Source organism: Pseudohaliea sp. (assembly GCF_054552115.1).
Window position 1 is genome coordinate 75,869 of sequence record NZ_JBTOLW010000002.1, and the last position, 23,982, is coordinate 99,850.

28 protein-coding genes are annotated in these 23,982 nt (G+C 67.0%); 17 read left to right on the forward strand and 11 right to left on the reverse strand.

The genetic code is table 11. From position 1 onward, the window contains the following. Window positions 1–38 precede the first annotated feature (38 nt). From ACX93N_RS01575 to zigA, 4 genes are all read left to right on the forward strand, one after another. Window positions 39–1,382 (forward strand): alkaline phosphatase PhoX, encoded by a 1,344-nt coding sequence (locus ACX93N_RS01575; RefSeq protein WP_459426632.1) that lies wholly within the window; start codon window positions 39–41, stop codon window positions 1,380–1,382. Window positions 1,383–1,384: 2 nt separating this feature from the next. Further along, a complete protein-coding gene (locus tag ACX93N_RS01580) occupies window positions 1,385–2,395 on the forward strand; it encodes a CobW family GTP-binding protein (RefSeq protein WP_459426794.1) in 1,011 nt (336 codons plus the stop codon). 205 nt (window positions 2,396–2,600) lie between these two features. Further along, complete coding sequence (locus ACX93N_RS01585; protein WP_459426633.1) at window positions 2,601–4,628, forward strand: TonB-dependent receptor; 2,028 nt, start codon at window positions 2,601–2,603, stop codon at window positions 4,626–4,628. A gap of 16 nt (window positions 4,629–4,644) precedes the next feature. After that, the gene (gene zigA / locus ACX93N_RS01590) at window positions 4,645–5,859 is read left to right on the forward strand and encodes a zinc metallochaperone GTPase ZigA (RefSeq protein ID WP_459426634.1); all 1,215 of its coding nucleotides are present in this window, start codon (window positions 4,645–4,647) and stop codon (window positions 5,857–5,859) included. Between the two features lie 52 nt (window positions 5,860–5,911). Here the strand turns inward: zigA and ACX93N_RS01595 are convergent, their stop codons facing one another. Continuing rightward, window positions 5,912–6,493, reverse strand: a complete 582-nt coding sequence (locus tag ACX93N_RS01595) for a cupin domain-containing protein (RefSeq protein WP_459426635.1) — start codon at window positions 6,491–6,493, stop codon at window positions 5,912–5,914. Window positions 6,494–6,630: 137 nt separating this feature from the next. Here ACX93N_RS01595 and ACX93N_RS01600 point away from each other — a divergent pair, with 137 nt between their 5' ends. Next, on the forward strand, window positions 6,631–7,152 hold the full coding sequence (locus ACX93N_RS01600) for a hypothetical protein (protein ID WP_459426636.1): 522 nt from the start codon (window positions 6,631–6,633) through the stop codon (window positions 7,150–7,152). A gap of 88 nt (window positions 7,153–7,240) precedes the next feature. Here ACX93N_RS01600 and ACX93N_RS01605 read toward each other — a convergent pair whose 3' ends face one another. The 6 genes from ACX93N_RS01605 to ACX93N_RS01630 form a co-directional block, all read right to left on the reverse strand. Next, complete coding sequence (locus ACX93N_RS01605; RefSeq protein ID WP_459426637.1) at window positions 7,241–9,475, reverse strand: TonB-dependent receptor; 2,235 nt, start codon at window positions 9,473–9,475, stop codon at window positions 7,241–7,243. A 36-nt stretch (window positions 9,476–9,511) separates the two neighbouring features. After that, entirely contained in the window at window positions 9,512–9,799 is a 288-nt protein-coding gene (locus ACX93N_RS01610; RefSeq protein ID WP_459426638.1) for a hypothetical protein, read from the reverse strand. Window positions 9,800–9,981: 182 nt separating this feature from the next. Further along, window positions 9,982–11,166: a BaiN/RdsA family NAD(P)/FAD-dependent oxidoreductase gene (locus tag ACX93N_RS01615; protein WP_459426639.1), complete on the reverse strand. Its 1,185-nt coding sequence runs from the start codon at window positions 11,164–11,166 to the stop codon at window positions 9,982–9,984. Between the two features lie 71 nt (window positions 11,167–11,237). Next, entirely contained in the window at window positions 11,238–11,552 is a 315-nt protein-coding gene (locus ACX93N_RS01620; RefSeq protein ID WP_459426640.1) for a cysteine-rich CWC family protein, read from the reverse strand. After that, the gene (locus tag ACX93N_RS01625; RefSeq protein WP_459426641.1) at window positions 11,485–11,790 is read right to left on the reverse strand and encodes a NifB/NifX family molybdenum-iron cluster-binding protein; all 306 of its coding nucleotides are present in this window, start codon (window positions 11,788–11,790) and stop codon (window positions 11,485–11,487) included. The genes ACX93N_RS01620 and ACX93N_RS01625 overlap by 68 nt, the downstream gene beginning before the upstream one ends. A 5-nt stretch (window positions 11,791–11,795) precedes the next feature. Further along, window positions 11,796–12,776 (reverse strand): c-type heme family protein, encoded by a 981-nt coding sequence (locus ACX93N_RS01630; protein WP_459426642.1) that lies wholly within the window; start codon window positions 12,774–12,776, stop codon window positions 11,796–11,798. Window positions 12,777–12,915: 139 nt separating this feature from the next. On the opposite strand from ACX93N_RS01630, the gene ACX93N_RS01635 reads away from it, so the two are divergent. Together ACX93N_RS01635 and ACX93N_RS01640 are read left to right on the forward strand one after the other, a co-directional pair. Next, complete coding sequence (locus ACX93N_RS01635) at window positions 12,916–13,359, forward strand: RrF2 family transcriptional regulator (protein WP_459426643.1); 444 nt, start codon at window positions 12,916–12,918, stop codon at window positions 13,357–13,359. A 51-nt stretch (window positions 13,360–13,410) separates the two neighbouring features. Further along, window positions 13,411–13,620, forward strand: coding sequence for a YgaP family membrane protein (locus tag ACX93N_RS01640; RefSeq protein ID WP_459426644.1), 210 nt, complete (start codon window positions 13,411–13,413; stop codon window positions 13,618–13,620). Between the two features lie 51 nt (window positions 13,621–13,671). Here ACX93N_RS01640 and ACX93N_RS01645 read toward each other — a convergent pair whose 3' ends face one another. Then, window positions 13,672–14,427 (reverse strand): hypothetical protein, encoded by a 756-nt coding sequence (locus tag ACX93N_RS01645; RefSeq protein WP_459426645.1) that lies wholly within the window; start codon window positions 14,425–14,427, stop codon window positions 13,672–13,674. Between the two features lie 198 nt (window positions 14,428–14,625). On the opposite strand from ACX93N_RS01645, the gene ACX93N_RS01650 reads away from it, so the two are divergent. Next, window positions 14,626–15,510: an MBL fold metallo-hydrolase gene (locus ACX93N_RS01650; protein WP_459426646.1), complete on the forward strand. Its 885-nt coding sequence runs from the start codon at window positions 14,626–14,628 to the stop codon at window positions 15,508–15,510. A 70-nt stretch (window positions 15,511–15,580) separates the two neighbouring features. Beyond that, a complete protein-coding gene (locus tag ACX93N_RS01655) occupies window positions 15,581–16,231 on the forward strand; it encodes a peroxiredoxin (RefSeq protein ID WP_459426647.1) in 651 nt (216 codons plus the stop codon). Window positions 16,232–16,407: 176 nt separating this feature from the next. Here ACX93N_RS01655 and ACX93N_RS01660 read toward each other — a convergent pair whose 3' ends face one another. Next, window positions 16,408–17,151 carry a dienelactone hydrolase family protein gene (locus ACX93N_RS01660; protein ID WP_459426648.1) on the reverse strand — a complete coding sequence of 248 codons (744 nt, stop codon included), beginning with the start codon at window positions 17,149–17,151 and terminating at the stop codon, window positions 16,408–16,410. A gap of 81 nt (window positions 17,152–17,232) precedes the next feature. On the opposite strand from ACX93N_RS01660, the gene ACX93N_RS01665 reads away from it, so the two are divergent. The 8 genes from ACX93N_RS01665 to ACX93N_RS01700 all read left to right on the forward strand — a co-directional run bounded on the left by ACX93N_RS01665 (window position 17,233) and on the right by ACX93N_RS01700 (window position 22,441). Then, a complete protein-coding gene (locus ACX93N_RS01665; RefSeq protein WP_459426649.1) occupies window positions 17,233–18,795 on the forward strand; it encodes a sodium:solute symporter family transporter in 1,563 nt (520 codons plus the stop codon). 115 nt (window positions 18,796–18,910) lie between these two features. Beyond that, window positions 18,911–19,585, forward strand: coding sequence for a Bax inhibitor-1/YccA family protein (locus ACX93N_RS01670; RefSeq protein WP_459426650.1), 675 nt, complete (start codon window positions 18,911–18,913; stop codon window positions 19,583–19,585). Between the two features lie 64 nt (window positions 19,586–19,649). Further along, window positions 19,650–20,051 (forward strand): sulfurtransferase complex subunit TusD, encoded by a 402-nt coding sequence (tusD, locus tag ACX93N_RS01675; protein ID WP_459426651.1) that lies wholly within the window; start codon window positions 19,650–19,652, stop codon window positions 20,049–20,051. Next, complete coding sequence (locus ACX93N_RS01680; protein ID WP_459426652.1) at window positions 20,048–20,404, forward strand: DsrE family protein; 357 nt, start codon at window positions 20,048–20,050, stop codon at window positions 20,402–20,404. The genes tusD and ACX93N_RS01680 overlap by 4 nt, the downstream gene beginning before the upstream one ends. Continuing rightward, window positions 20,404–20,691 carry a sulfurtransferase complex subunit TusB gene (tusB, locus tag ACX93N_RS01685; RefSeq protein WP_459426653.1) on the forward strand — a complete coding sequence of 96 codons (288 nt, stop codon included), beginning with the start codon at window positions 20,404–20,406 and terminating at the stop codon, window positions 20,689–20,691. Before ACX93N_RS01680 ends, tusB begins: the two co-directional genes overlap by 1 nt. 7 nt (window positions 20,692–20,698) lie before the next feature. Further along, window positions 20,699–21,013 (forward strand): TusE/DsrC/DsvC family sulfur relay protein, encoded by a 315-nt coding sequence (locus ACX93N_RS01690; protein ID WP_459426654.1) that lies wholly within the window; start codon window positions 20,699–20,701, stop codon window positions 21,011–21,013. After that, a complete protein-coding gene (trmA, locus tag ACX93N_RS01695; RefSeq protein ID WP_459426655.1) occupies window positions 21,010–22,104 on the forward strand; it encodes a tRNA (uridine(54)-C5)-methyltransferase TrmA in 1,095 nt (364 codons plus the stop codon). The genes ACX93N_RS01690 and trmA overlap by 4 nt, the downstream gene beginning before the upstream one ends. Window positions 22,105–22,153: 49 nt before the next feature. Beyond that, window positions 22,154–22,441, forward strand: coding sequence for a 4a-hydroxytetrahydrobiopterin dehydratase (locus ACX93N_RS01700; RefSeq protein ID WP_459426656.1), 288 nt, complete (start codon window positions 22,154–22,156; stop codon window positions 22,439–22,441). Between the two features lie 18 nt (window positions 22,442–22,459). On the opposite strand, the gene ACX93N_RS01705 is transcribed toward ACX93N_RS01700, so the two are convergent. Further along, a complete protein-coding gene (locus tag ACX93N_RS01705) occupies window positions 22,460–23,371 on the reverse strand; it encodes a hypothetical protein (protein ID WP_459426657.1) in 912 nt (303 codons plus the stop codon). After that, complete coding sequence (locus ACX93N_RS01710) at window positions 23,355–23,975, reverse strand: dUTP diphosphatase (protein ID WP_459426658.1); 621 nt, start codon at window positions 23,973–23,975, stop codon at window positions 23,355–23,357. The genes ACX93N_RS01705 and ACX93N_RS01710 overlap by 17 nt, the downstream gene beginning before the upstream one ends. Between the last annotated feature and the right edge of the window lie 7 nt (window positions 23,976–23,982).

Below are 23,982 nucleotides of genomic sequence, written 5' to 3' on the forward strand. Positions count from 1 at the left end.
GAAAGCTGCTTGCGATCATCCCGACGAAGGCAATACGCATGGACCGACGAGACTTTCTTCGCGCCACGGCCACAGCCTTTGCGGCGCTCGCCGCGAGCGGGGCCAGGGCGCGGGGCGCAACTGGGAGGCCCGGCGCTGGCGGCTATGGACCGCTGGTTGAGGACCCCCACGGCCTCCTCTCGCTGCCCCGCGGGTTTCACTACCGTGTGCTGTCCCGTCTCGGCGACGCCATGAGCGACGGCGGTACGGTGCCGGACAAGGCGGACGGCATGGGTTGCTTTACGCTGACGCCCGACGAACTCGTGCTCGTTCGCAACCACGAACTTGTTCCCGAGGATGACGGCGGCGGCGTCCTTGTGGAGGGCTTCGACCACCGGGACGGGAAGGTGCTCCCCGGGGGAACTACCCACGTGGTCCTGGATTCGCGGACCCTGGCGGTCAGACGGCAGTTCCGTTCCCTCGCCGGCACGATACGCAACTGCGCCGGGGGCGCCACCCCGTGGGGCTCATGGCTGAGCTGCGAGGAGGCCCCCACTGGGCCGGGACTGCGCTACGGTGAGGGCCTCGCGCGCAACCACGGCTGGGTCTTCGAGGTGCCGGCGGGCGCGACCGGGCCGGTTCCCGCGGAGCCGCTCAGGTCCATGGGGCGCTTCAACCACGAAGCGGCCTGCGTCGACCCTGCCACGGGTGCTGTCTACCTGACCGAAGATCGCGACGACGGCGTGCTCTACCGTTTCCTGCCGTCAGAGCCGGGCCATCTCTCCGCGGGCGGACGGCTGCAGGCGATGGCTATCGAGGGTCTCGCGGACACGCGCAACTGGTCCTCCAGGGACATGCCCGTCGGCGAAAGCTACCAGGTACGGTGGATCGATCTCGACGGCACCGATGCGCCTGCCGACGACCTTCGGCACCGGGCTGCCGCCGCGGGCGCTGCCCTCCTCGCCCGCGGCGAAGGCATCCACATGGGGCGGGAGGAGGTGTTCGTCTGCAGTACCAGCGGCGGCGTAGCAGGCCTTGGCCAGGTGTTCCGCCTTGCTCCCGGGCGCGGCAACGATCCCGACAGGGTCGAACTCTTCTTCGAGAGCGAGTCCGAAGAGCAGTTCAACTACGGCGACAACCTCACCGTAGCACCGGACGGTCAGCTCATCGTCTGCGAGGACCAGTACACGGAGGTAGTCGACAATCACCTGCGGGGCATCACCCGGGACGGCCGCGCCTATGCCCTGGCCCGGCTCAACCTGCAGACCGAGCTAGCAGGCGCCTGTTTTTCCCCCGACGGCCGCTGGCTGTTCGTCAATGTTTACGCGCCGACCCACACGATCGCCATCACCGGCCCCTGGCACCACGCTCGCCTGGCGCGCCCGGACGAGGGCAGAATTTGAGCGTGACAACGGAGCTTGACCGATCGCCGATCACCGCGGTCCCAACGAATGTCATCACCGGCTTCCTCGGCGCCGGCAAGACTTCCACCATTCTCAACCTGCTCAGCCAAAGGCCCGCCGGCGAACGCTGGGCGGTCCTGGTTAACGAGTTCGGCGAGATTGGCATCGATGGAAGTCTGTTCCGTGGGGAGACGAGCGAGGCCGACGGTGTCTTCGTGGCCGAGGTCCCGGGCGGCTGTATGTGCTGCGCCGCCGGTCTGCCCATGCAGATCGCCCTCAACCGGCTGCTCCGTCGCGCGAGACCCCACCGCCTCCTGATCGAACCCACGGGGCTCGGTCACCCCGCCGAGGTGCTGCAGTCGCTGTCTTCGGCGCACTACCGGGGCGTCCTCCTGCTGCAAAAGACGCTGACCGTGCTTGATGCACGACACCTTTCCATGGAGCGCTACGCTTCGCACCCCACCTTCCGCCAGCAACTGGCCATCGCGGACGTCATCGTCGCCAACAAGCAGGACCTCTATGCGGCGGCAGACTACGAGGCGCTGTCGGATTACCTGAAACAGTGCGGGGAAGCCAACGTCTCGACACGCATCACGCGGGAGGGCCAGGTGGCACTCGAGGACCTTGCGGGCGCAGCCGGGGAAAGCTTCGAGCCGCGTGCACAGCACACGCCGAAGGACAATCCGATACTGGCATCAGAGCTGCCCATCCCCGGCTGCGGCTATGTGACCGCAGTCAATGGCGCCGAGGGCTTTGAGAGCATCGGCTGGCGCTTCAGCCCCCAGCGGGTCTTCAATCACCGGCGACTGCTGCGATTCCTGCAAAGCCTGAAGGCTGAACGGGTAAAGGCCGTGTTTATTACCGATGCAGGGATCTTCGGCTACAACCGCACGGCGGACAGCCTCCTGGAGCATCCGCTCGATGATTGTGTGGAAAGTCGGATTGAAGTCATTGCCGAGCGGGTTGAACTCGACTGGGAGGAGCGGCTTGTGTCCTGCCTGGCGTCCGGCTGATGGGCAGCTGCGCGCCCGACGGCGGCCTCGAGTTGACCCTACTTTGTTATGCTGTAACATTTTAATTAAGAACACAATGAAACCAGCAATGACAAGCGGAGCTATAAACATGCCGATGCGAGCACTAACACTAGTCGCGACGACGGTCGCCTCCCTGGGTACCTGGGCACAGGACACAACACCTGGCGCTGAGGACGGACAGCGGATGATTATCGAGCACGTGTACGTGAGCGCCGGCGCACCCGCGCCCGGCGATAAAATGGTGCAGGCGGCACGGATCGACGTGCTCGAGGGCCTCGAGAAGGAGCTCCGCCAGGCGACAAGCCTCGGACAGACGCTCGAGCACCTCGCCGGTGTTCGCGTACTCGATACCGGTAATAATGCGGGCATCCCCGTGATTCGCGGCCTGACCGGCAACCGGATTCGAATCCTCTCCAATGGCGTGGGCGTCGACCACCAGCAGTTCGGCATCCGCCACCAGCCGAACATCGACCCCTTCCTCAGTGACCGTATCGAGGTCGCCCGCGGTGCCGCCAGCCTGCTCTACGGCTCCGATGCCATCGGCGGCGTGATCGACGTGCACGGCCTGCCCCTCGACTACACCGATGACGGCAGCCGTCACAATACGCTCGACCTTCGCGGAGACTATGCCAGCAATAATGATCAACGCGATCTGGCAGTGCGGGGCAGCAGCAGCGGGGACCGCTTCACGGTCAGCGCGGGCTATGCCTGGCGCGAGGGGGACGACATCGAAGCCCCGGACAGCGCCAGCGCTTTCGAGAGCGGCAACGGCAACGACCCGGCCTTCACGGGCACCTTGCCCTTCACGGACTTCGAGCAGCAGAACGGCCAGGTCGCCCTGGGCTGGCGGGGCGATCGGGCGACGAGCTCCCTGCGGCTGTCCACCTGGAAGACCGAGCAGAACTACCTCCTGCCGGCGCCACCGGCGGGGGCCGGCATCGGTATCGACCTGGAGAACACCGAGCTCCAGCTGCGCACCGACTACTTGCTTGACGCGGGCGACACGCAATGGACCCTCCGTCCAACCCTGGCCTGGCAGAACAACCTGCGCCGGGCGAACGAACCGGGCAATCCGCGCAGCGGTCTCTTCGACGGGGATATCGAGATCGAGTTTGACCAGTACGTGGCCCGTTTCGAGGCCTTGCACGAGGGCGAGGGCCTCTTCGACCGCGGCACCATCGGCTTCGAGTTCCGCCAGCGGGACCAGGAATCCCGCGGCCGCACCGTTCTGTCACCGGGCGGGGAAGTCAGCTCCTTCGGCGTGTTCGCCTACGAAGAGCGCCAGTTCCGGCTGCTGCTGCTGCAGGCCGGCCTGCGCTACGATCACATCGAGACCGAGGGCGACGCGGGCAAGACGACCGCAACGCCGAGCTTCACAGGCACCGTCGGCAACAGTTACGACGTGGTCACCGGCGCCCTTGGCGGCTCCTACCCCCTCGGTGACCATTTCACCCTCGCCGCAAATGCGGCCCGGGGCTTCCGCGCGCCCACGCTCTTCGAGCAGTTTGCCCAGGGCGTGCACGGCGGGGTCGCTGCAGTCCAGCTCGGCAACCCCGACCTAGACCCGGAGGAATCGCTGAACCTGGACCTCTCGCTGCGCTGGCGCTTCGACAGGATCAGCGGCGACCTGACGGCCTACCAGAACCGCATCGACGACTACATCTTCCTCACTGACACAGGGAATCAGGCTGCCAACGGCCTGCCGATCTTCGTGCACGAACAGACCGACGCGACGCTGCAGGGCGTCGAGGCCGAAGTCTCCATCGACCTCGCCACGGACTGGTCCCTGCGCGTGGTGCTCGACTTCATCGACACCGAGAACGATGACACCGGCGAGGACCTTCCCCTGACCCCGGCCAACGAGGTGCTGACGGAATTGACCTGGCAACCTGCCGCCTTCCTGGGCCTTGATCGCCCCTACGCGCGCGCCAGCGTGCGCTACGCCGATGCCAAAGACGCGGCGCCCGGCGAACCGTTTCAGCAGTTCGACCGCAACCCGGTGTTCGGCAGCGCCTCGACCGAGAGCTACTGGCTCGTCAACTTTGCCGCCGGCGCCTTCGTGCCAGGCCCGGGCGAACGGGATATCCGCGTGAATCTCGAGCTGCGCAACGCCTTCGACGAGAGCTACCGGGACTTTCTCAACACCTACAAAGGCTATGCGCTGAACCCCGGCCGCGATCTTCGGCTCACCGTCGAGATCCCGCTTGGATGAGCATCGGAGCGACAGCATGAGAGAAGAATCCGCCGCGGCACGCCTTCCGGTCACGGTCCTTTCCGGCTTTCTTGGAGCCGGCAAGACCACCGTGCTCAATCACATCCTCAGCAACCGCGACCAGCTCCGGGTTGCCGTTATCGTCAACGACATGAGCGAGGTGAACATCGATGCCGCGCTGGTCGGCAACGAGGTGGCGCTCAATCGCAGCGAGGAAAAGCTGGTCGAGATGAGCAACGGGTGTATCTGCTGCACACTGCGCGAAGATCTGCTCGAAGAGGTCGGCAAGCTGGCCCGGGAGGGCCGCTTCGACTACCTCGTGGTGGAATCCACGGGCATTTCCGAGCCCCTGCCGGTTGCCGAGACGTTCACCTTTGCCGACGAGACCGGGAAGTCCCTGTCCGACCTTGCCCGGCTGGATACGATGGTGACCGTGGTCGACGGGGTCAACTTCCTGGAAGACTACGAGCGCGCGCAGGACCTGGCGGAGACAGGCGAATCGCTGGGCGAAGACGACGAGCGCTGCGTCAGCGACCTGCTGGTCGAACAGGTCGAGTTCTGTGACGTCATCCTCGTCAGCAAGACAGACCTCATCGATGAGGAACGGCTCGGTACCCTGACCGCCGTGCTGCACTCACTCAACCCGGAAGCGGAGATCATCCCGACCCGGGAGGGCGCGGTACCCCTGGCGCAGGTGCTCGCCACGGGCCGTTTCAGCTTCGAGCGCGCCCAGCGCGCACCGGGCTGGCTGAAGGAGCTGCGCGGCGAGCACGTGCCGGAAAGCGAAGAGTACGGCATCGGCAGCTTCGTTTACCGGGCGCGGCGGCCCTTCCACCCCCAGCGCTTTCACGATTTCCTCAGCTCGCCGGACCGCAGTGGCCGCCTGCTACGGTCAAAGGGCTTCTTCTGGCTGGCAACGCGCCCGCGCTGGGCGGGCCAGTGGAGCCAGGCTGGCGGTATTGCGCGCCACGGCGTCGCCGGGCTGTTCTGGAAGGCCGTGCCGCCGGAGCAGTGGCCGGAAGACGAAGACTGGCGCGATAGCATCATGGCGCAGTGGGAAGAGCCCTTCGGCGACATGCGCCAGGAACTGGTATTTATCGGGCAGGGGCTGGACGAAGCGGAAATCCGGTCGGGGCTCGATCGCTGCCTGCTAGACGACGAAGAGCTGGCGCTGGGTCACGTGGGGTGGCAACGGTTCCCCGATCCCTTCCCACCCTGGACGACAGAGTGAAGGACTGCTCGGCGGGCAACGTGCCCGCCGGCTCCCCGGCGACGCCCGGCGCTCAGTGGAAGGCGAAGATCACGAAGCGCGCCGTGTCGTCCCCGGTGTTCTCCACCGCATGCGGGCCCGCATCGTGCCAGTGCATCTCGCCGCTCTCGAGTTCCGCTTCCGCGACTTCCCCATCGGCGGTGATGAACGACACGCTGTAATCGTTCAGCGAATAGACCAGCCGCGGCGCTCCAGCGTGCAGAGGCTGGCGGGCGCCTGCGGGCAGGGCGACGCGCAGGACCCGCGCATCCGCCGGCTCCGCGATCAACGTGGCGTAGCCACCGGCCACTGCCGAAGCATCACCATCGCTCTCCACCGCCGGCAGCGGTGTATCCGTGCGGGCGACCACGAGGAAATCGGCAATCGTATTGCCGGTGTTTTCTGCGGCATGCTCGAGGGCCTCGTGGTAGTGGACCTCCCCCTCGCGCCAGCGCTTCGACGTTGTTTCGCCGTCCTCGGTCCAGCGGATCGTATAGTCCGACAGCGAGTAGACGATCCTCTGCGTGCCGGCATGCAGGGGCTGAGCCTCCCCCGGCGCCAGGGTGATGCGGTACGCTTCCACGTAGGGGTTGGAGAAGAGGGTTTCCCTGTGCATCGTTGCATCTTCCGCGGAAGCGCTAACAGAACTCATCGCCACTGCAGAGGCGAGAATGACGGGAATTGTGCATCGCATTGAAACGCTCCTTACGCTGAGGTCATCATGTTACTTTATAGCACATCGTGAAGACTGGTGTGGCATCCTCGGCGAGTTATGCGGTCGTCCTCATCGGCGCCATCAATGCCTTTGCGCCCCATTACCAGGAAGCGCTGATCCGCCGCCTGGCGACGGTCACGACCGGGACGCTCTACGTCACTGGCCTGGAACCTTACGTACCGGTCGTCTCAGATGAAGAAGTCGGCCAGTTCGTTGGCGACCTGGGACGCCTGCGCGATGCCTGCCAGCTGCTCGCACGAGACCGCCCGTACCGGGAGTTCCCGGCCGACTGGGTCGCTGCAACGCTGCGCCGGGCGGGGCTTGCGGTGATACACCGGCAATTCTATCCGATTCGCTATAGAAGACGCTTCCTGGATAGCCAGCTGGAGATCTGCGAAGCACGCGTTCAACAGTTCCGCGATCGGGCACTCGCTGCGGCGATGACGGACCATATCGCTCAGATGCGTCGCCGGGGCGAAGCGCTCATCGAACGCCACGATGGTCTGCCCTACGGCCGCGACTACCTGTTGAAGGCTGTGCGTAACGCACAGGCGGGCTAAAGAAGGTCTGCCTCTAACAGTCAGCCACGCTGGAGCTGAATGAAAAAAAGCCCCACGCCGCACGCTGCGGCCTGGGGCCGGCTTAGGATCAGAACATCAGGCGAATACCCGCCTCGATGCTCTCCCCCGGCTGCGGCGCATAGTTGCGCAGGAAGGAGGTGCTCAGGCGGATCTCCTCGTCGGCGATGTTCTTCCACTTGACGAAGGCCAGCAGCCGGGTGTCACCGGCAAACTCGACGTTGTAATCGATGCCGGCGTCCCAGCGGGTGTAGCCGTCGGTCTCCGTTTCGAAGTCGCCCGGATCCTCCTGGTCATCGGCGTTCAGCACCCTGACATAGGCACCCAGCCGGTCGCTGCGCCAGGCCAGCTCGCTGCCGATGCGCATCGGGGGCAGGCGGGGCACGTCGCCGGCCGAGTCGAACTCGCCGGTGACCATGTCGCCAAAAACACCCAGCGACACATTGCCGCCCGCCAGGCTGGCCAGGTCAATGTTCGACTCGAACTCCACACCGTAGAAGTCGGCATCATCCTGTTCATAGACGTAGACGGGCGTCTCATCGACCTCGGTCCCGGTATTCAACAGAAAGATGTAGTCGCTGAAGGTGTTGTAGAACAGCGTCACCTCGGCATAGGAGCGCTCGCCCTGCCAGTTGAGCGAGAGATCGGCGTTCAGGGACACTTCCTCATCCATGTCCGGGTCGCCGATCTCGATGATCCCCGTGGCCGCGTGGGTCACCAGCTCCTCACCCGAGTTGTTCAGGTTGGAGAACAGCTCCTCGGTGGAGGGCGCGCGCTCGGAACGCGACAGGGAGAGCCCCACGCTCCAGTTGGAGCTGATCGTGTACAGCGCCGACCCCGAGACGCTGAAGCTGGTGAAATCCTCCGAGGAACCCGCGGCCGGATCGCGTTCGACGTAGTCGGCGCGACCGCCGACTTCGAACAGCCAGTCGTTGCTGTGGAAGTCCTGGACGTAGAAGACGCCCCACTCGGTGGAATCCGTCTCGGGCACGTAGGCCTCTTCGCCTACCGCTTCGAATTCATCGGCACGCCACTGCAGGCCGAGAACGCCGTGGTTGTTGCCCTCACGCACCAGTTCCAGACGGCCCTCGTAGGTTTGCCGGTCGAACCGTGTTCCCACTTCGACACCCTCGAGCTCCACGTGCTCGTAATCAGTGTAGGTAAGGAAGCCGCGCGCCACGTCGATCAGCCCGGGCACGACGTCATGCAGGTGCAGTTGCGTGTCGTAGCGCTCCTGCTTGAGGTCGATGCGGATGTTCTCTTCTTCCCCGTGCGCGTGCTCTTCGTGCTCTTCGTGGTCGTGGTCTTCTCCCTCGTGCTCTTCGTGTTCCTCGTGGTCTTCGTGGTCGTGGTCTTCGTCCTCGTGTTCGTCGCCGTGCCCATGGCCGTGGTCGTGCGCGCCCGGCGGGATACCGTAGTTGGTCTCGAAGCTGTTATAGGAAAAGCCGACGAAGTTACGCTCACCGAAGTGGTAGCTGCCGCCGATGGTGTAGACGTCCGCATCGCCATCGGTGTTGGCGATGAAACCATCGGAGTTCTCGAGTTCCTCCTCGTGCTCGTGCTCGTCGTGCTCGTCGTGACCGTGCTCGTCGTGATCCTCGTGCTCTTCATGCTCGTGATCGTGGTCCTCGTCGTGCCCGAGCCCGAGCAGCTCTTCCTGGCGCTCCACCGCCGCCTCGTCGATGGCGAGGCCCGGAATCTCCAGGTCTTCGAATTCGCGGAAGGTGCCGCTGACGTGGAACGCGAAGTTGCCGCCACCGCCCTCCAGCTTGACGACACCGGTGTCCATGTCGGCCGCCTCGTCGTAGCGGTATTCAACGGCGCCCTCGAATCCGTCGATGCGCTGCGCCGGAATGCGGTTATCCCGAGTGTTGATCACGCCACCGATCGCGCCGCCGCCATAGAGCAGCGTCCCCGGGCCACGCAGCACTTCAACCGATTCCGCCAGCATCGGCTCGATGCTGACCGCGTGGTCGGGGCTGAGGCTGGAGACGTCTGCGGCGGCGATGCCGTTGGACAGGTTCACGGTTCTCGGCCCTGCCTGCCCGCGAATCACGGGGCGGCCGACACCCGGGCCGAAGGAGGAATTGGAAATGCCGGGCCGGTCGCCGAGCGTTTCGCCGAGGGTGCTGGTTGCGAGGCGCTGGAGCTCCTCCGCGGTGAGCACGGTTATCGGCAATGCGGTTTCAGCGGCTTTCTTGTGGATGGGCACAGTCACGATGACGTGCTCCATGCGCGATTCCGGTATCTCGGCCATGGCATGGCTGGCGGCGCCTACGCAGACCGCAAGGATAGTGCGTTTCATGACGTTCTCCTGCTAGGGGATAGGGGTTGTGATCTATCAGGAGAGCGCCGGGGGTCCTCGCGCCTGCAGGCGGTAGTGGGTAACGCCGGGAGTGTGTACCAGCGGCTGGTCCGGGGCGCTGCGGCGAGCCGCCGGAAGCGCGACTTCGCCGGCGCTGGTGACGACAGCGGGACTGCTGTAGTGCTGACACTGGGCGCAGTCGCCGAGGGCGTCATCGACAGCGTGCTGGTGCCCCGCCGCATCCACCTGCGCCGCCAGGAACACGACCAGCACGGCGGCCGGCAGTGTTCCGAAGGCGTGGAAAACTTGGCGAAGCCTATCCATCAGGTTGAGAAACTCGAGCCGCTTGTCATCAAGAATGCCGGCGGCCGCACGGGCCCGCTGGCCAAGGCGGCGATTGTTATGCTTACGCTTCCCGTTTGCAACCGTCCATTTTTCGCACGCGCTTCTTCACCATCAGCGCGCTTCCGTGCCCGGAAGACGGCACGCCCCGGAACTGTGAGACGTTACAGGTACTGCCCGCAGCACCAGCCGGAGGCCCAGGCCCACTGGAAGTTGTAGCCGCCCAGCCAGCCGGTAACGTCCAGCGCCTCACCGATCACGTGCACGCCGGGCAGCTTTCTCAGCTCAAAGGTCTTTGACGAGACCTCGCTGGTCGCGATGCCGCCAAGGGTCACCTCTGCCGTGCGATAACCCTCCGTGCCATTGGGCTGGAATGGCCAGGCATTGAGCCGCTCGCCCACCGCTTGCAGCACGGCAGCGGGCACACTGCCGAGCCGGTCATCGGGGAATACGGTCTCACAGAGCACCTCCACCAGCCGGCGCGGCAGCGCGGTCCGGAGTACCGTGGACAGGTACTGCCGGGGCGTTTCCTGCTGCGCCGACCGCAGCCAGGCCGCCGCGTCACGCGCCGGCAGCAGGTTGATCAGGACCGGCTCACCCTCCCGCCAGTAGGAGGATGCCTGCAGGATCGCCGGGCCGCTGAGGCCGCGGTGCGTAAACAGGATGTTCTCCCGGAAGCTCACCCCGCCCACCGTGACCACCGCATCCAGCGAGATGCCGGAAAGCGTCGCGTAACGGGCCTTGTCGTCGGCCCGCCAGGTCAACGGCACCAGGGCCGCCCGGGTCGGCACCCGCGCGAGCCCCTGGCGGTCGGCGACGCGGAAGGCGAGGTCACTGGCGATCTTGGGCATCGACAGCCCGCCGGAGGCGAGCACCACCCGGGGCGCCCGGTGGCGGCCCGTTTCCGTCTCCACGAGGTAGCCGCCCTCCCCCGCGGCGCTGAGGCCGGTCACCCGCTGCCGGAGGCAGATCTCCACCCCCGCCCATTCGCAGTGCTGCAGCAGCATGGCGACGATGTCGCGGGCGCTGTCATTGCAGAACAGCTGCCCGAGCTTTTTCTCGTGGTAGGCAATACCCGCCGCATCCACCATGGCGATGAAATCCTCGGGGGTATAGCGCCTGAGGGCGGAAATGCAGAAGTGGGGGTTTTCGGAGAGGAAATGCTCGCGCGGGTCCGCCCGCCGGTTGGTGAAGTTGCAGCGCCCGCCGCCAGAGACCAGGATCTTGAGGCCCACCTTGGGCCCCATCTCCAGCACCCGCACCGAGCGGCCCCGATAGCCCGCGCTGATGGCACACATGAGGCCGCTGGCGCCGCCGCCGACAACGATGACATCCGGATTATCGTTCATGGCAGGAAACGCGCCGCGAAAAGCCGGTCAGTATACCGTGCCCGGAAACCCGGCAGCGGTGCGCGCTGCGCTCAGGGTGCTTTCTCCGCGAGGTGTTTCGTTTCATCGCTCAGCGCACGCAGGCAGCGCTGGCAGAGGCAGCCTTCCCAGCGAGCAGCGATAGCGGCGCGCTGGGCTGAGTTCAGGGGCACCTCGGCGCAAGGGCACGGCAAACCGGTACCGGCCATGCACTGAAAGCGCCCGCCGCAGCGCGGGCATGTGGTGTTGTTGCCTGCCGTCATCGCGATGAGTTCCCTTCCCGGGCGCCGCCGCAGGCCGCTAGGCGAGAAGCTCCCGCAGGGCGGCGTCGGGCTCGTCACAGGCCGTCTGCCGGGCCTGGATACCATTGCGTCCAAGCCGGGCGACCAGGTTGTCGCACATGCCCGTGGAGACGAGGATGTCGACCCCCCGCAGTGCAGCGGGGATAGCCGGCGACACCTCGTGCAGCGTGTCCGTCTTTGCCAGCTCCAGCAGTTCGCGCTCGCGGATTTCGCCGTCTTCGACATCGTAAACCCAGAAGCGCCGGCAGCGGCCCGCATGGGCGGTGACCGTACGACGATTCTGGCTGGTAATTGCAATTTTCATGGGACTCAGTCCTCGCTTTCAGTTCGATGCATGCCGACCACGAACAGGCCTCGCAGTTCGTTGACGCCGTAGCCGGTCGCCTTGTCCTCCGGATACAACCGTTCAATAAGCGCCAGCGTTGCCGGGCTGACCTGGGTGCCGGCCTCGCCATGACACTGCAGGCACATGCCGTTGGTGACGATGGGGTAGTAGCCGACCACCTGCTCACCGCGCTCCCGGAGCGCCGCTTCCGGCTTCTCCCCCGCCGCGAGGACGGCCTTGAAATCGCGGATGATGGCGAGCTCGACGTCGTCGGCCGCGTTGGCCGGGTTTCGCGGCCGGTCACTGACCCGGCCGATGGCGGCGTCGAGCTTCGCAGACATGTCATCCGCGATGGGTTCTGCCTGCGTGTTGCAGAAGGAGACGGCATGCTCCGGCCCACCCTCCTTCAGGGCTTTTTTCAGGTTGCTGCCGAGGGCCGTCTTGGTCTGCATGGCCAGTTGCTGCCCGTAACGACGGTATTCGTCCTCCGTCACCGGGCCCCTCGCTGACGCGGCATAGCGAGCCTTGTCGCGGGCGTAGCCATCGGCAGCCCAGCCGGGGGCATCCAGCGGCGTGTGGTAGAGGTAATAGGCCACATCGCCAAGGGTCGCGTCGTCGAGGGAAAGCGCCGGCATGACACCGAAGCGCTTCACGGCACCGGGCATGCGCGCGTTGGCAGCGGACGGATCATTCACGAAGCCGACCAGCGCGCCGCGGAAGGCGCCCAGGGACGGATTGTCCATCAGGTAACGGTGACGAATGGCTGCCATGGGCGGTGCAATCCGGTCTGCCGGCGTCGCGTCGGGGCTGTGGCAGGAGAAGCAGGCGCTCTCGAGCGCCTGGAAACCGGACGCCATCGCTGCCTGGTCGAGCGCCTCTGCGGCGATGACCGGGGCAGGTTGCGCGAGCCAGCAAAGCACACCCAGCATTGCCCAGGCCGGGAGCCTCCGCGCTGCGGGTTTCATGGGATTCATCCAGAGGCACTCCTTCCTATTACTTCCTGTTACGGCGGGCGAAGCTGTCACACCCGTTAACTACTATTTTTTATAATAGTTTAATATACTGAAACAAGGCAAGCGCAACCAGGGCGCCGGAGAGGTTCTGATGAGACTGACCAGCTATACAAACTACTCCCTACGCATCCTCATGTACTGTGCCCTGCACCGGGACCGGCTGGTCACCATCCCCGAAGTTGCAACGGCTTTTGACATCTCCCGCGCCCACCTCCTGAAGTCCGCCCGTCACCTCGGCCAGCTCGGCTACCTGCACACGGTGCGGGGTCGCAACGGCGGCATCGAGCTCGCCCGGCCCCCTGAGCGCATCCCCGTCGGCGAAGCCATCCGTGCCCTGGAAGATACCGGTGATTTTGTCGAGTGCTTCAACCCCGAGCGCAACCAGTGCCGTATCGCCGGCACGTGCAAGCTCACAGGGCTCCTGAAGCGGGGGCTGGAAGGCTTCTACCGGGAACTCGACGGCAGCACGCTGGCCGACCTGGTCAGCGACGAGGCCGCCCTGCGGGACCGGCTGGCGCTGGTCGAGGTTGCCTGACATTGAACCGCGGGGCGTGGCACCGCCCCGCCGACAGGAGCATGACCGATCATGACTATCGAACGACTTGTGCTGGCTTTCGCCGGTACCTTCATCCTCCTCTCCCTGGTCCTGGCGCACTTCGTGCACCCCGGGTGGCTCTGGTTTACCGCCTTTGTCGGCGCCAACCTGCTGCAGTCGGCCTTCACCGGGTTCTGCCCGCTCGCAGTTGTTCTGCGCAGGTTGGGCAGGCAGAGCGGACCGGCCTTCCCGTCACCTTGACGCGGCGGGCAGGCGCCGGCGACGCCCGGCGCCCCGCCAGGCGGGGAAGCCTTACCTGGCAAGCTCCTGCCGGTAGACACCCGCATTGCCGGTGCTGTGCTGCAGCGCCTGCAGCTCCAGCGTCAGCGCCCTGCCCTCGGGGCGGGGCAACGTGGCGGCAAAGCGGCTGGTCTCCCCCGTGAAGGCGAGGGGTGCTTCAGCGACAGGCTGCCCTGCGCTGTAGAGCACGGCACGGACGGCATAATCCTCCGCGCGCCAGGGGCCCTCTTCCGAGATCGTGCAGCCGCAGAGCATCGAGACCTCGGCGGTCACCGCCAGGGTGTCCGGGCCGCTCTCGAGCGCGGCCAGGTCCACGAGGAGACCGTTCAGGTGCAGCACCAGCGGCCGGGTTGCCCGGTCCTGGCCGGGTAGCAGCCAGAGCGACGTGGTGAGCTGCTGCCGGCCCTGGGCACTAGCCTGGGGGCCGGTCACGTCCACCGTGACCCTCGTCGGCCGGTCGAGGTCCAGGGTCAGTGCAAGGCTCGCCGCATCCTCGGTCACCACGCTGCGGCCGCGGCGCTGCGGCTCGCTCATCAGGGCCGGGGTATCCCCGGTCCCGCCCTCGATCCGGCCACTGCCCAGCAGCTCACCGCTGTCTGCATTACGAACGGTCACGTAAAGCCCGCCGACGCCACTGCCGATGAACTTCGCGTCATCGGCGCGCACCAGGACCCGGAGCGGCGTCTCCTCACCGTGCGCGGCGGTGACGAGGGACAGGCTCGCCAGCAGCGTGAGCAGAGGCCGGCGGAGGCAACGGGGGAACGACATGAGGAAACTCCTTGCAAGGGATGCGGGCCCGCGAGTCTACCGGAAAGGCCTTGCTGACGCGGTCACCCGCCACTGCCCGGCCGCGCAAATTAAAATCGTTTAAGGCGATCTTTATTAGCTATATAAACGGTTTCACCTTTCTATCGGTGTTCCCTATTCTGAATCCATCGCAACACAGCAGGCCAGAGGAGACAGGCAATGAACAATGCCAGTGACAACACCCTGAAACCGGTCGTCACGCACTTTTTCGATGAACCGACCAACACCTTCAGCTACGTGGTCGAGGACCCCACCAGCGGCGCCTGCGCCATCGTGGATTCCGTCCTCGACTTCGACTACGCCGCCGGCCGCATCGGCTACGAAGGCGCCGACCGCATCATCGCCTTCATCCGCGAGCGCGGGCTCACGGTGGAGTGGATCGTGGAAACCCACGTGCACGCCGACCACCTGTCCGCCGCGCCCTACCTCCAGGCTGCCCTGGGCGGCCGCACGGGCATCGGCGAGCACATCGACACGGTGCAGGAGACCTTCGGCAAGATCTTCAACGAGAGCACGGCATTCCAGCGCGACGGCTCGCAGTTCGACCGGCTCTTCGCCGATGGCGACCGCTACCGGATCGGCAACCTCGAAGCCAAGGTGCTGCATACGCCGGGCCACACACCCGCCTGCACGACCCACGTGATCGGCGACGCCGCCTTCGTGGGTGACACGATCTTCATGCCCGATGCCGGCTCCGCCCGCGCCGACTTCCCCGGCGGCGATGCGGCCACCCTGTACCGCTCGATCCGCAAGGTGCTGAGCCTGCCCGGCGACACGCGGCTCTTCATGTGCCACGACTACGCCCCCGGCGGTCGCGAGCTCCAGTTCATGAGCACCGTCGCCGAGCAGCGCGCGGAGAACATCCACGCCCGCGACGGCATCGACGAAGAGACCTTCACCCGCCTGCGCGAGGAGCGTGACCGGACCCTGGCCATGCCGCGGCTGATCATCCCGTCGCTGCAGGTAAACATGAAAGCCGGCGAGCTGCCGGCAGAAGAGAGCAACGGCACCCGGTACCTGCGCGTGCCCCTGAACACTCTGTGATCCGGTGGCCGCCGGCCACCTTCGACAACCGCGCCCGCAAGCGCAGCCAACCCAAGCAAGGAGCAAGACCATGGAAGCAAACACTGTGACGATCGGCCTCCCCCGCCTCAACGAGCCGGCGCCGGCCTTCAACGCCCCGACCACAGACGGCCCGCGAAGCCTCGCGGACTACGAGGGCAAATGGCTGGTGCTGTTCTCGCACCCGGCGGATTTCACTCCGGTGTGCACCACCGAGTTCATCGCCTTTGCGCGGCGCGCCGGGGACTTCAGGGCCCGCGGCGCCGAGCTGCTCGGCCTGTCCATCGACAGCACGCACTCGCACATCGCCTGGATGCGCAACATCGAGGAGAAGTTCGGGGTCGAGATCCCCTTCCCGATCATCGCGGACCTGAAGATGGACGTGGCCCGCGCCTACGGGATGATTCACCCCGGGGCCGCCGACACCTCCGCTGTGCGCGCGACCTTCCTCATCGACCCGAAGGGCATCCTGCGCGCCATGGTCTACTACCCCATGAGCAACGGCCGCTCCATCGACGAGTTCCTGCGCCTGCTGGACGCGCTGAAGACCTCGGACGAGCACGGCGTAGCCACCCCGGAGAACTGGCAGCCGGGCGACAAGGTCATCGTCCCGCCGGCGAAGACGGCAGCCGAAGCCGCCGAGCGCATGGCGAGCGGCGAGTACGAGTGCACGGACTTCTACTTCTGCCAGAAGGCAATCTGAGCCCTCGCCAGAAACCCTGCTTCTGCCCCGGCCCCGCGCCGGGGCTTTTTTCGTTCCGGCTGAAGTTGAAGCTTGCGCTCCCCGGACCCGAGGAGCCTGCCCACCAGTGAGCGGTACCGGAACAGCCCGCTCAGCAGCCGGCCGACAGGTTCCGTTGGCCCGGCTGAAAGCAGGCCTCAGTCGAGCGTCTGCCGCAGGAAGTCGAGGAAAGACGCCCAGCTGCGCGCGTCCGCGCCGGCACGGTAACGGTCGCTGCCGAACACGGTGAACGCGTGGGGCGCGCCGCCATAGGTGGTCATCTCGTGGGGAATGCCGTTGTCCTCGAGCGCCCCGGCGAGGGCCACGAAGTCGTCGAGCGTCACAGCGGCGTCGGCGCTGCCGTGATACACGGCCACCGGGCCGGCCACGGCGCGGTAGTCCTGCCCCGGCGGCGTGCCCAGGCCGCCGTGGAAGGTGGCGAAGCCCTTCAGCGCCGCCCCCGAGCGGGCGAACTCCAGCACCGCGGCGCCGCCAAAGCAGTAGCCCATGGCGACCGCATTGCCGACATCGCCGCCCTGCCGCTGCGCCTCCGCCAGCGCACCGCGGATCAGCGCCCGCATGCGCTCGCGGTCCTTGTACAGTTCGCCCGTGTGCTGGCGCTTGTCCTCCACCTTCGTCGGACGAACGCCCGCGCCGAACAGGTCGGCGGCAAACACGTCGTAACCGAGCCCGGCCAGCATGTCGGCGCGCTTGCGCTCATAGTCGGTGAGGCCGTCCCAGTCGTGAATGAGCAGGACCAGGCCCCTCGCCTCTCCGGCAGGCGCGAAGTAGCCTTCGAAGTCTTCCCCATCGACGCCATAGGTGACGTCCTGACCGGCAGCATGGAGTCCCGGGGCGATAAGCAGGCAAACTAGCGGTACGATTGAAAACAGGCGAACCATGGAAGAGGCCCTCGCTGTGGCGGAATGTGTCACCACCTTAGGTCAGCGCCGCGCGCCCCTGCAACCAGGGTACGGCAGGCGATGACCACCATCGACTGGTGGGTCATCGGTTCCTACCTCGCGGGCATGCTGCTCCTCGCGGTCGGCCTCGGCCGGCACCAGCACTCGCGGGAGGATTACTACCTCGCGGGCCACGGCCTGCCGAACTGGGCCCTCGCCACCTCCATCATCGCCACCCAGTGCTCCACCAACAGCCTGCTCGGAGCGCCGGCTTTCGTGGGCTTTGCCGCCGCCGGCGGGCTGCTCTGGCTGCAGTACGAGCTCGCGGTGCCCCTGGCGATGCTGGCGCTCTGTTTTCTTTTTGCGCCGGTGCACGCCAGCGGCGTCATCTCGATCTACGCATTCCTCGAGGAACGGCTCGGCCCGGCGGCCCGCCGCCTCGCCAGCGGCTGCTTCCTGGTCTTCCGCGGTGTGGCCACCGGGGTCACCGTCTACGGCGTCGCCTCGGTGCTCGGGCTCATCACCGGGCTCAGCTATCCGGTGGCGGTCTGTCTGCTGATGGGCATCACCATCGCCTACGACGTGCTCGGCGGTATGCGCGCTGTGGTCATCTCCGACGTGGTGCAGATGCTGCTGCTGGTCGCCGCCGTGCTCTTTGCGGTCGCCTGGCTGGCCGAGCCGCTGCTCGCGGACCTTCCCGGCCTCGCCCCCCGCCTCGGCCCGCTGGTCGATGACTGGGGGCTCACCACCGGGAACGACTACGGCTTCTGGCCCATGCTGTTCGGCGGTTTCTTTCTCTACGTGGCCTACTACGGCTGTGACCAGAGCCAGGCCCAGCGCCTGCTGGCGGCGCGGGACCGGCGCGGCCTCGAGCGGGTGCTGGTGCTCAACGGCCTGCTGCGCTTCCCGCTCGTGCTGGCCTACTGCCTCCTCGGTCTCGGCCTCGCCGCCTACGCCGCCCGGCAGCCGGAATTCATCGCCTCCCTGCCGCGCACGGCGGATGGCAGCGCCAACATCAATCTCGTGTTCCCCGCCTTCGTCTCCCGTGAGTTCGCCCCGGGCTTTGCGGGCCTGGCGATCGTCGGGCTGTTCGCGGCCGCCATGTCCTCCATCGACTCGGCGCTGAACAGCCTGTCGGCGGCCACGCTGGAGGACTTCATCGACCGCGACCGAAAGCGCGGCGAAGAGCAGCTGTTCCGCCTCTCCCGCCGGGTTACGCTCGCCTGGGGTGCGGCGGCGGTGGCCTTTTCTTTCACCGTGGAACATATTGCACCCACGGTGCTCGAGGCGATCAACAAGGTCGGCTCAATGGCCAACGGGCCGCTGCTCGCGCTGTTTCTCCTCGCCCTGTTCGCACCCGCGGCCCGCGGTGCACCGGCGATCCTCGGCTTCCTCGCCGGCATCGCGGGCAACGCGGTCATCGCGCTGGCCCTGCCCAGCGTCTCCTGGCTGTGGTGGAACGTTTCAGGGCTGGTGGCCGCACTGCTCGTTGCCCTCCTGCTCGCCGCGGCCACCGGGAGCCGCGGACAGGTCCGCAGCCTGGCGCCGCCCGCCGGCCGCAGCATCGCCTGGCTTGCCGGGGGTGCCGGTGCGATCCTGGCGGGGCTCGGCGCTGTCCAGCTCCTGTCGCGAGGGCTCGGCTGAGGACGCCGATCACCCTTGCAAAGCGCCCCGCAGCCCCCATACTGTTCGCTAATGGCGGGGAACCGATAGCGGGTTTCCCGGTCCTACTACAGCACGTGTCCCAACGGAGTTAACGATGGAGAACAGAAGCCTTTATAACGTTGCCAGCAGCGGCATGGAGCAGGTGGCGAGCACCAACAAGGTGCTGCGTAACACCTATATGCTGCTGGGGATGACCCTGCTCTTCAGCGCCGGTACCGCGGGGCTGTCCATGGCGCTGGGCCTTGGTCACGGCGCCGCCCTCGTGCTGACCCTGGTCGGTTTCGGCCTCCTCTTCGTGGTCAACCGCCTGGCGGACAGCGCAAAAGGCCTGCCGGCGATCTTCGCCTTTACGGGCGTGATGGGTGCCTCCCTCGGCCCGCTGCTCAGCTACTACCTGTCGATGCCGGGCGGGTCTTCGCTCGTGCTGCAGGCGCTCGGCGGCACCGCGATCGTGTTCTTCGGCCTGTCCGCCTATGCGCTGACCACCCGCAAGGATTTCTCGTTCCTCGGCGGCTTCCTGATGGTGGGCCTGCTGGTTGCCGTGGTGGCCATGATCGCCAACATCTTCCTGGCGATCCCGGCGCTGTCGCTGACGATCTCCTCGGCCGTGGTGTTCATCATGTCGGGGCTGATCCTGTTCGACACCAGCCGCATCATCCACGGCGGCGAGACCAACTATATCCGCGCCACGGTGGGCCTGTACCTGAACATCTACAACCTGTTCATCCACCTCCTGAGCCTGCTCACGGCGCTCGGCGGCGACGACTGACGGCGGTCCCCGCCACCCCCGAAACCCCGGCCCCGCCGGGGTTTTTTGTTTATAATCCGCGCCCATGCGTTACGCCCTCCTCGTGCTCGCCCCGCCCCAGGCCACCGCCGTCCACCGCGCCGCCATCGGTCTCTGCGAGGCCGCCCTCGCGGCGGGCCACGCGCTGCCGCGCGTGTTCTTTTCGGATGCGGGCACGCAGGTGGCCCTCGCCAGCGCAGTCCCGCCCGGCGACGAGCCGTCGCCCCTGGAGGGATGGCAGGCCCTCGCCCGCGACCACGGAGTCGAACTGGTCGCGTGCATCGGCTCCGCCGTGCGCCACGGCGTGCTCGATGCGGACGAGGCCGCCCGTTTCGAGCGCCCGGCGGCCACCCTGGCAGAGGGCTTCACCCTTGGTGGGCTCGGCCTGCTGGTCGAGGCCACAGCGGCCGCAGACCGCGCCCTGACCTTCGGCGGCGGTGCGCCATGAAAGCGACGCTGCTGGTCATGAACCGGGCGCCCTATGCGGGTTCCCTCGCGCGGGCGGGGCTGGATGCGGCGCTGGCCTACGCCGCCTTCGACCAACCGACGAGCGTGCTCTTCGCCGGCCCCGGGGTATTGCAGCTCGCGCCCGCGCAGGCGCCGGCGGCCATCGGCCGCAAGAGCCTGCGCCGGCTCATCGACTCCATGCCGCTCTACGACCTCGAAGCGGTCTACGCCGATGGCGAAGCACTCGCGTGCCACGGCCTGGCCGCCGATGACCTGCCCGCCTTCGTCACGGTGCTCGACCTGGCCGGGCAGCGCGATGTGCAGGACCGGCACGAACACGTGCTGAGCTTCTGATGGCGCTGCACACGGTCAACCTGCTCCCCGGCGCCCGGGCCACCGAGGCGGCCCTGGCGCAGCTCCGGGACGGCGATGCGGTCCTGTTCCATGGCGACGGGGCCTGGCACGCCGCGGCACCGGGCCTGGACGCGTGGGCGCGAAGCGGCGCGACGCTCCACGTCCTCGCCGCCGACCTCGCAGCCTGCGGCCTGGCGGAACGCTGCGACCCGCGCGTAGCGGTGGTAGATTCCGCGGGCTTTGTCGCCCTGACCGAGCAGCACGCGGCGCAGCGTGCCTGGTTCTGAGCCGGCGATGGCCCTGCCCCCGCTGGACAAGGACGGGTTCCTGCGCGACAGCGCCGACTGGGACCGCGACGTGGCCACGGCGCTGGCCGCGGAGGAAGGTATCGCGCTCGAAGATGCGCACTGGGAGGTCCTCGAGCTCCTGCGGCGCTACTACCACACCTTCGACAGCTCGCCGGCCATGCGGGCGCTGGTGAAGTACTGCCGGCAGGAGCTCGGCCCCGACAAGGGCACGAGCCTCTACCTGCTCAAGCTCTTTCCCGGCTCGCCGGCGAAAGTCGGCGCCCGCCTCGCGGGCCTGCCGCGGCCGGCGAACTGCCTGTGAGCCCGCCCCGGTTCCAGCCCGAGCGCTACGACGCACTGCTCGCCGAAAAGGCCGCCCGGGTGAGCGCTCTCCTCGCGCCTTTCGACCCGCCGGCCCCGACCGTGGCGCCCTCCCCGCCGGAAGCGTTCCGCATGCGCGCCGAATTCCGCTTCTGGCACGAGGGCGACGACAGCTTTTATGCCATGTTCGATCCTGCCGCACCGAAGGAACCTCTGCGGGTCGACGACTTTCCCATTGCCTGCATGCCGATCCGCGAGCGCATGGAGCCGCTGCGCCGGGCGCTCCGCGACGACCACGATCTGCGGCACAAGCTGTTCCAGGTGGAATTCCTGGCAACGACGACGGCTGAGGTCCTGGTCACGCTGGCCTATCACCGGCGCCTCGATGACGCGTGGGAAGCGGCGGCGAACGCCCTTGCAGAAGCGCTGGGCATGGCCATTGTCGGGCGCAGCCGGGGCCAGAAGGTCGTCATCGGCAGGGACTGGGTCACGGAGGAGCTCACCGTCAACGGCCGAGCCTGCCGCTACCGGCAGCGCGAGCAGGCCTTCACCCAGCCCAACGCCGCCGTCAACGTGGCCATGCTCGAGTGGGCCTGCGCAGCCGCGACCGAGCTGCCGGGCGACCTCCTGGAGCTCTACTGCGGCAACGGCAATTTCACCGTGCCGCTGGCCCGCCATTTCCCGCGGGTGCTCGCCACGGAGCTGTCCAAGGTCTCGGTACGCGATGCCCGGCACAACCTCGCCGACAACGGCGTCGACAACGCCGCCGTGGTGCGGCTGTCAGCAGAGGAGATGAGCAGCGCCCTGCGCGGCGAACGGGCTTTCCGCCGCCTCGCCGAGCTGCCAATAGCGCTCGAAGACCACGACCTGCGCACGGCCTTCGTGGACCCGCCACGGGCCGGCCTCGACCCGGCGACCCTCGCGAGCCTGCGCCGCTTCGACCACCTGCTCTACGTTTCCTGCAACCCGGTAACGCTCGCAGACAACCTCGCCGCGCTGCACGACGACTACCGCATCACGCGCTTTGGGCTGTTCGACCAGTTCCCCTACACTGACCACATGGAATGCGCCGTCGCCCTGGCGCGACGCTGACGCAAGTGCCCAGACCCACAGCACACACTGACGCATGACGGAGGTTCCCATGGAACGGCTCGACGACGCTGCTGTCGCAGCGGCCCTCGACAAGCTCCCCGGCTGGCAGCGGGACGGCGATCACCTGCGCCGGGACTTCAGGTTCGGTGACTTCAACGCGGCCTGGGGCTTCATGAGCCGGGTAGCGCTCTGCGCCGAGGCCATGAACCACCACCCGGAGTGGAGCAACGTCTACAACTCGGTGAGCATCGGGCTGTCGACCCACGACGCCGGCGGCCTGACAGAGCTCGACCTGAAGCTGGCCGAGGCGATAAACCGCTGCGCCGGCGACGCATGAGCGCCCGGCGCAGCCCGGCTAGAAGCGCAGCCCGAACTCGAGCAGCCGGCGGCCGAGCACGTCGTCCAGGCGGCTCTCGTCCCGCGCATTGATCTCGATACTGCGCAGGCCCAGCCGCTCGTAGATGTCGCGCTTGCGCAACCGCCCGCTCAGCTCACCGGCGGGCACCTCGGCTTCCCAGCAGTCGATGTAGATGCGCCCTGCCGGCAGGTAGAAGTCCGCGCACAGGGCCTCGTCCACCGGCAGACTCCGGGCGTGGGCGTGCGGCAGCTGGGCAAGATAGAGCCAGTTGCAGACATGCATCTGCAGCGGGCTGCGCAGCACGTGGCCATCGATGCCGGCGTAGCCTTCGACGGAGACCTGGCCGGAGCTGGCGAAGAGATCCGGCTCGGCGCTGTCGTCCACCCGGGGGGCGCCGTGCTCGGAGAAACGCCCGAGCTCCCGGTGCACCACCGCCTCGTCGATGATCTCATGCGGCCAGCTGACATAAAGCGCGCCGGAGTCGTCGCTTTCCTCCTGCTGGCCGCCGAAGCGGCGGCCGAGGTCGGTCAGCTCCCAGCCGAGGAGTGTGTGCTCCTGCAGGCCGAGCTCGGCCAGCGCCCGGTTGATGGTCTGCGGGTGGAGCTGCGGGTAGTAGCGGCGCAGGCCGCGTGCGGTGATGCGCTGCCGCGACTCGATGGCCGCCAGCAGGGGATGGGTGGCGAGCGTCTCCGGCCAGACCACGTAGCGGCCGAAACGCTTGCTGTTCTGGTAGGCGCCGCCCTCGAACTCGCCTTTCGGCGTCAGCAGCCAGTGGTCACCGCTGCGCTCGATCCAGCCATAGTCACGGAGCGTGGCAAAGAGCTGCTGGATCGGCAGGTGCAGCCTCTTGGCCAGGGCGGAGGTGGAGAGCAGGCTGCCCTCCCCGCGATCGTCAGCCCCCGGCGCCATAGCGCTCGCCGAGAGCGGCATAGAGCCGCTCGGGGAAATCCGCGGCGCCGCCGTCGAGGCTGCCGAGGAGTTCGTGCAGGTGCTCGTTGTCCTCGCGCCCGCTCCAGGTCTTGCGGTAACTGCCGTCCTGGTAGCCGTTGTCCTGGCGGAAGAAGTTGAGCACGTTCTTGCCGACGTAGGCAGTGTAGAGGTCCTCGAAGGCAAGGTCCGCCGTGTTCATGAGGTCGCGGAAGGCCGTCACGGAAAAACGCCGGGTCGCCAGGGCCGCGGCCGCCAGGGCCTCGGTGGCCAGGCGCAGGTCGTCCGTAGCCGGGGCTGCCTGCTCCAGCTCCCGTGCAATGCGCGCGGCGAGGGCCGCGTGGTCCTCATCCTCGAGCAGCAGCATCGACAGCCCGAAGTGCCAGATATCGACAATCTCGAGGCGCACCTGTTCCATGGCCGGCTCCTGGCGCTTCCACCACTTGTAGCCGTAGTGCTCGAGGAGCTCCGCGCATTCGATCCAGGTCGCGCGGTACCAGGCGAAACCCTGGGCCTGCCACTCGGGATGGACCCGGGTATTCATGCGGTCCTGCATGGCGAGCATGGTCTCGAGTTGTTGCTGCACGGCCGGT

Excerpts from the sequence above, each read along its gene's own strand:
- ACX93N_RS01655 (WP_459426647.1), top strand. The coding sequence starts at position 15,581 with ATGGAAGCAAACACTGTGACGATCGGCCTCCCCCGCCTCAACGAGCCG.
- ACX93N_RS01700 (WP_459426656.1), top strand. The coding sequence starts at position 22,154 with ATGGAACGGCTCGACGACGCTGCTGTCGCAGCGGCCCTCGACAAGCTC.
- zigA (WP_459426634.1), top strand. The coding sequence starts at position 4,645 with ATGAGAGAAGAATCCGCCGCGGCACGCCTTCCGGTCACGGTCCTTTCC.
- ACX93N_RS01705 (WP_459426657.1), bottom strand. The coding sequence starts at position 23,371 with ATGGCGCCGGGGGCTGACGATCGCGGGGAGGGCAGCCTGCTCTCCACC.
- ACX93N_RS01665 (WP_459426649.1), top strand. The coding sequence starts at position 17,233 with ATGACCACCATCGACTGGTGGGTCATCGGTTCCTACCTCGCGGGCATG.
- ACX93N_RS01595 (WP_459426635.1), bottom strand. The coding sequence starts at position 6,493 with ATGCACAGGGAAACCCTCTTCTCCAACCCCTACGTGGAAGCGTACCGC.
- ACX93N_RS01680 (WP_459426652.1), top strand. The coding sequence starts at position 20,048 with ATGAAAGCGACGCTGCTGGTCATGAACCGGGCGCCCTATGCGGGTTCC.
- ACX93N_RS01630 (WP_459426642.1), bottom strand. The coding sequence starts at position 12,776 with ATGAAACCCGCAGCGCGGAGGCTCCCGGCCTGGGCAATGCTGGGTGTG.
- ACX93N_RS01650 (WP_459426646.1), top strand. The coding sequence starts at position 14,626 with ATGAACAATGCCAGTGACAACACCCTGAAACCGGTCGTCACGCACTTT.
- ACX93N_RS01640 (WP_459426644.1), top strand. The coding sequence starts at position 13,411 with ATGACTATCGAACGACTTGTGCTGGCTTTCGCCGGTACCTTCATCCTC.
- ACX93N_RS01615 (WP_459426639.1), bottom strand. The coding sequence starts at position 11,166 with ATGAACGATAATCCGGATGTCATCGTTGTCGGCGGCGGCGCCAGCGGC.
- ACX93N_RS01635 (WP_459426643.1), top strand. The coding sequence starts at position 12,916 with ATGAGACTGACCAGCTATACAAACTACTCCCTACGCATCCTCATGTAC.
- ACX93N_RS01605 (WP_459426637.1), bottom strand. The coding sequence starts at position 9,475 with ATGAAACGCACTATCCTTGCGGTCTGCGTAGGCGCCGCCAGCCATGCC.
- ACX93N_RS01660 (WP_459426648.1), bottom strand. The coding sequence starts at position 17,151 with ATGGTTCGCCTGTTTTCAATCGTACCGCTAGTTTGCCTGCTTATCGCC.
- ACX93N_RS01620 (WP_459426640.1), bottom strand. The coding sequence starts at position 11,552 with ATGGTATCCAGGCCCGGCAGACGGCCTGTGACGAGCCCGACGCCGCCC.
- ACX93N_RS01670 (WP_459426650.1), top strand. The coding sequence starts at position 18,911 with ATGGAGAACAGAAGCCTTTATAACGTTGCCAGCAGCGGCATGGAGCAG.
- tusD (WP_459426651.1), top strand. The coding sequence starts at position 19,650 with ATGCGTTACGCCCTCCTCGTGCTCGCCCCGCCCCAGGCCACCGCCGTC.
- ACX93N_RS01610 (WP_459426638.1), bottom strand. The coding sequence starts at position 9,799 with ATGGATAGGCTTCGCCAAGTTTTCCACGCCTTCGGAACACTGCCGGCC.
- ACX93N_RS01690 (WP_459426654.1), top strand. The coding sequence starts at position 20,699 with ATGGCCCTGCCCCCGCTGGACAAGGACGGGTTCCTGCGCGACAGCGCC.
- ACX93N_RS01645 (WP_459426645.1), bottom strand. The coding sequence starts at position 14,427 with ATGTCGTTCCCCCGTTGCCTCCGCCGGCCTCTGCTCACGCTGCTGGCG.
- ACX93N_RS01625 (WP_459426641.1), bottom strand. The coding sequence starts at position 11,790 with ATGAAAATTGCAATTACCAGCCAGAATCGTCGTACGGTCACCGCCCAT.
- tusB (WP_459426653.1), top strand. The coding sequence starts at position 20,404 with ATGGCGCTGCACACGGTCAACCTGCTCCCCGGCGCCCGGGCCACCGAG.
- ACX93N_RS01585 (WP_459426633.1), top strand. The coding sequence starts at position 2,601 with ATGATTATCGAGCACGTGTACGTGAGCGCCGGCGCACCCGCGCCCGGC.
- ACX93N_RS01575 (WP_459426632.1), top strand. The coding sequence starts at position 39 with ATGGACCGACGAGACTTTCTTCGCGCCACGGCCACAGCCTTTGCGGCG.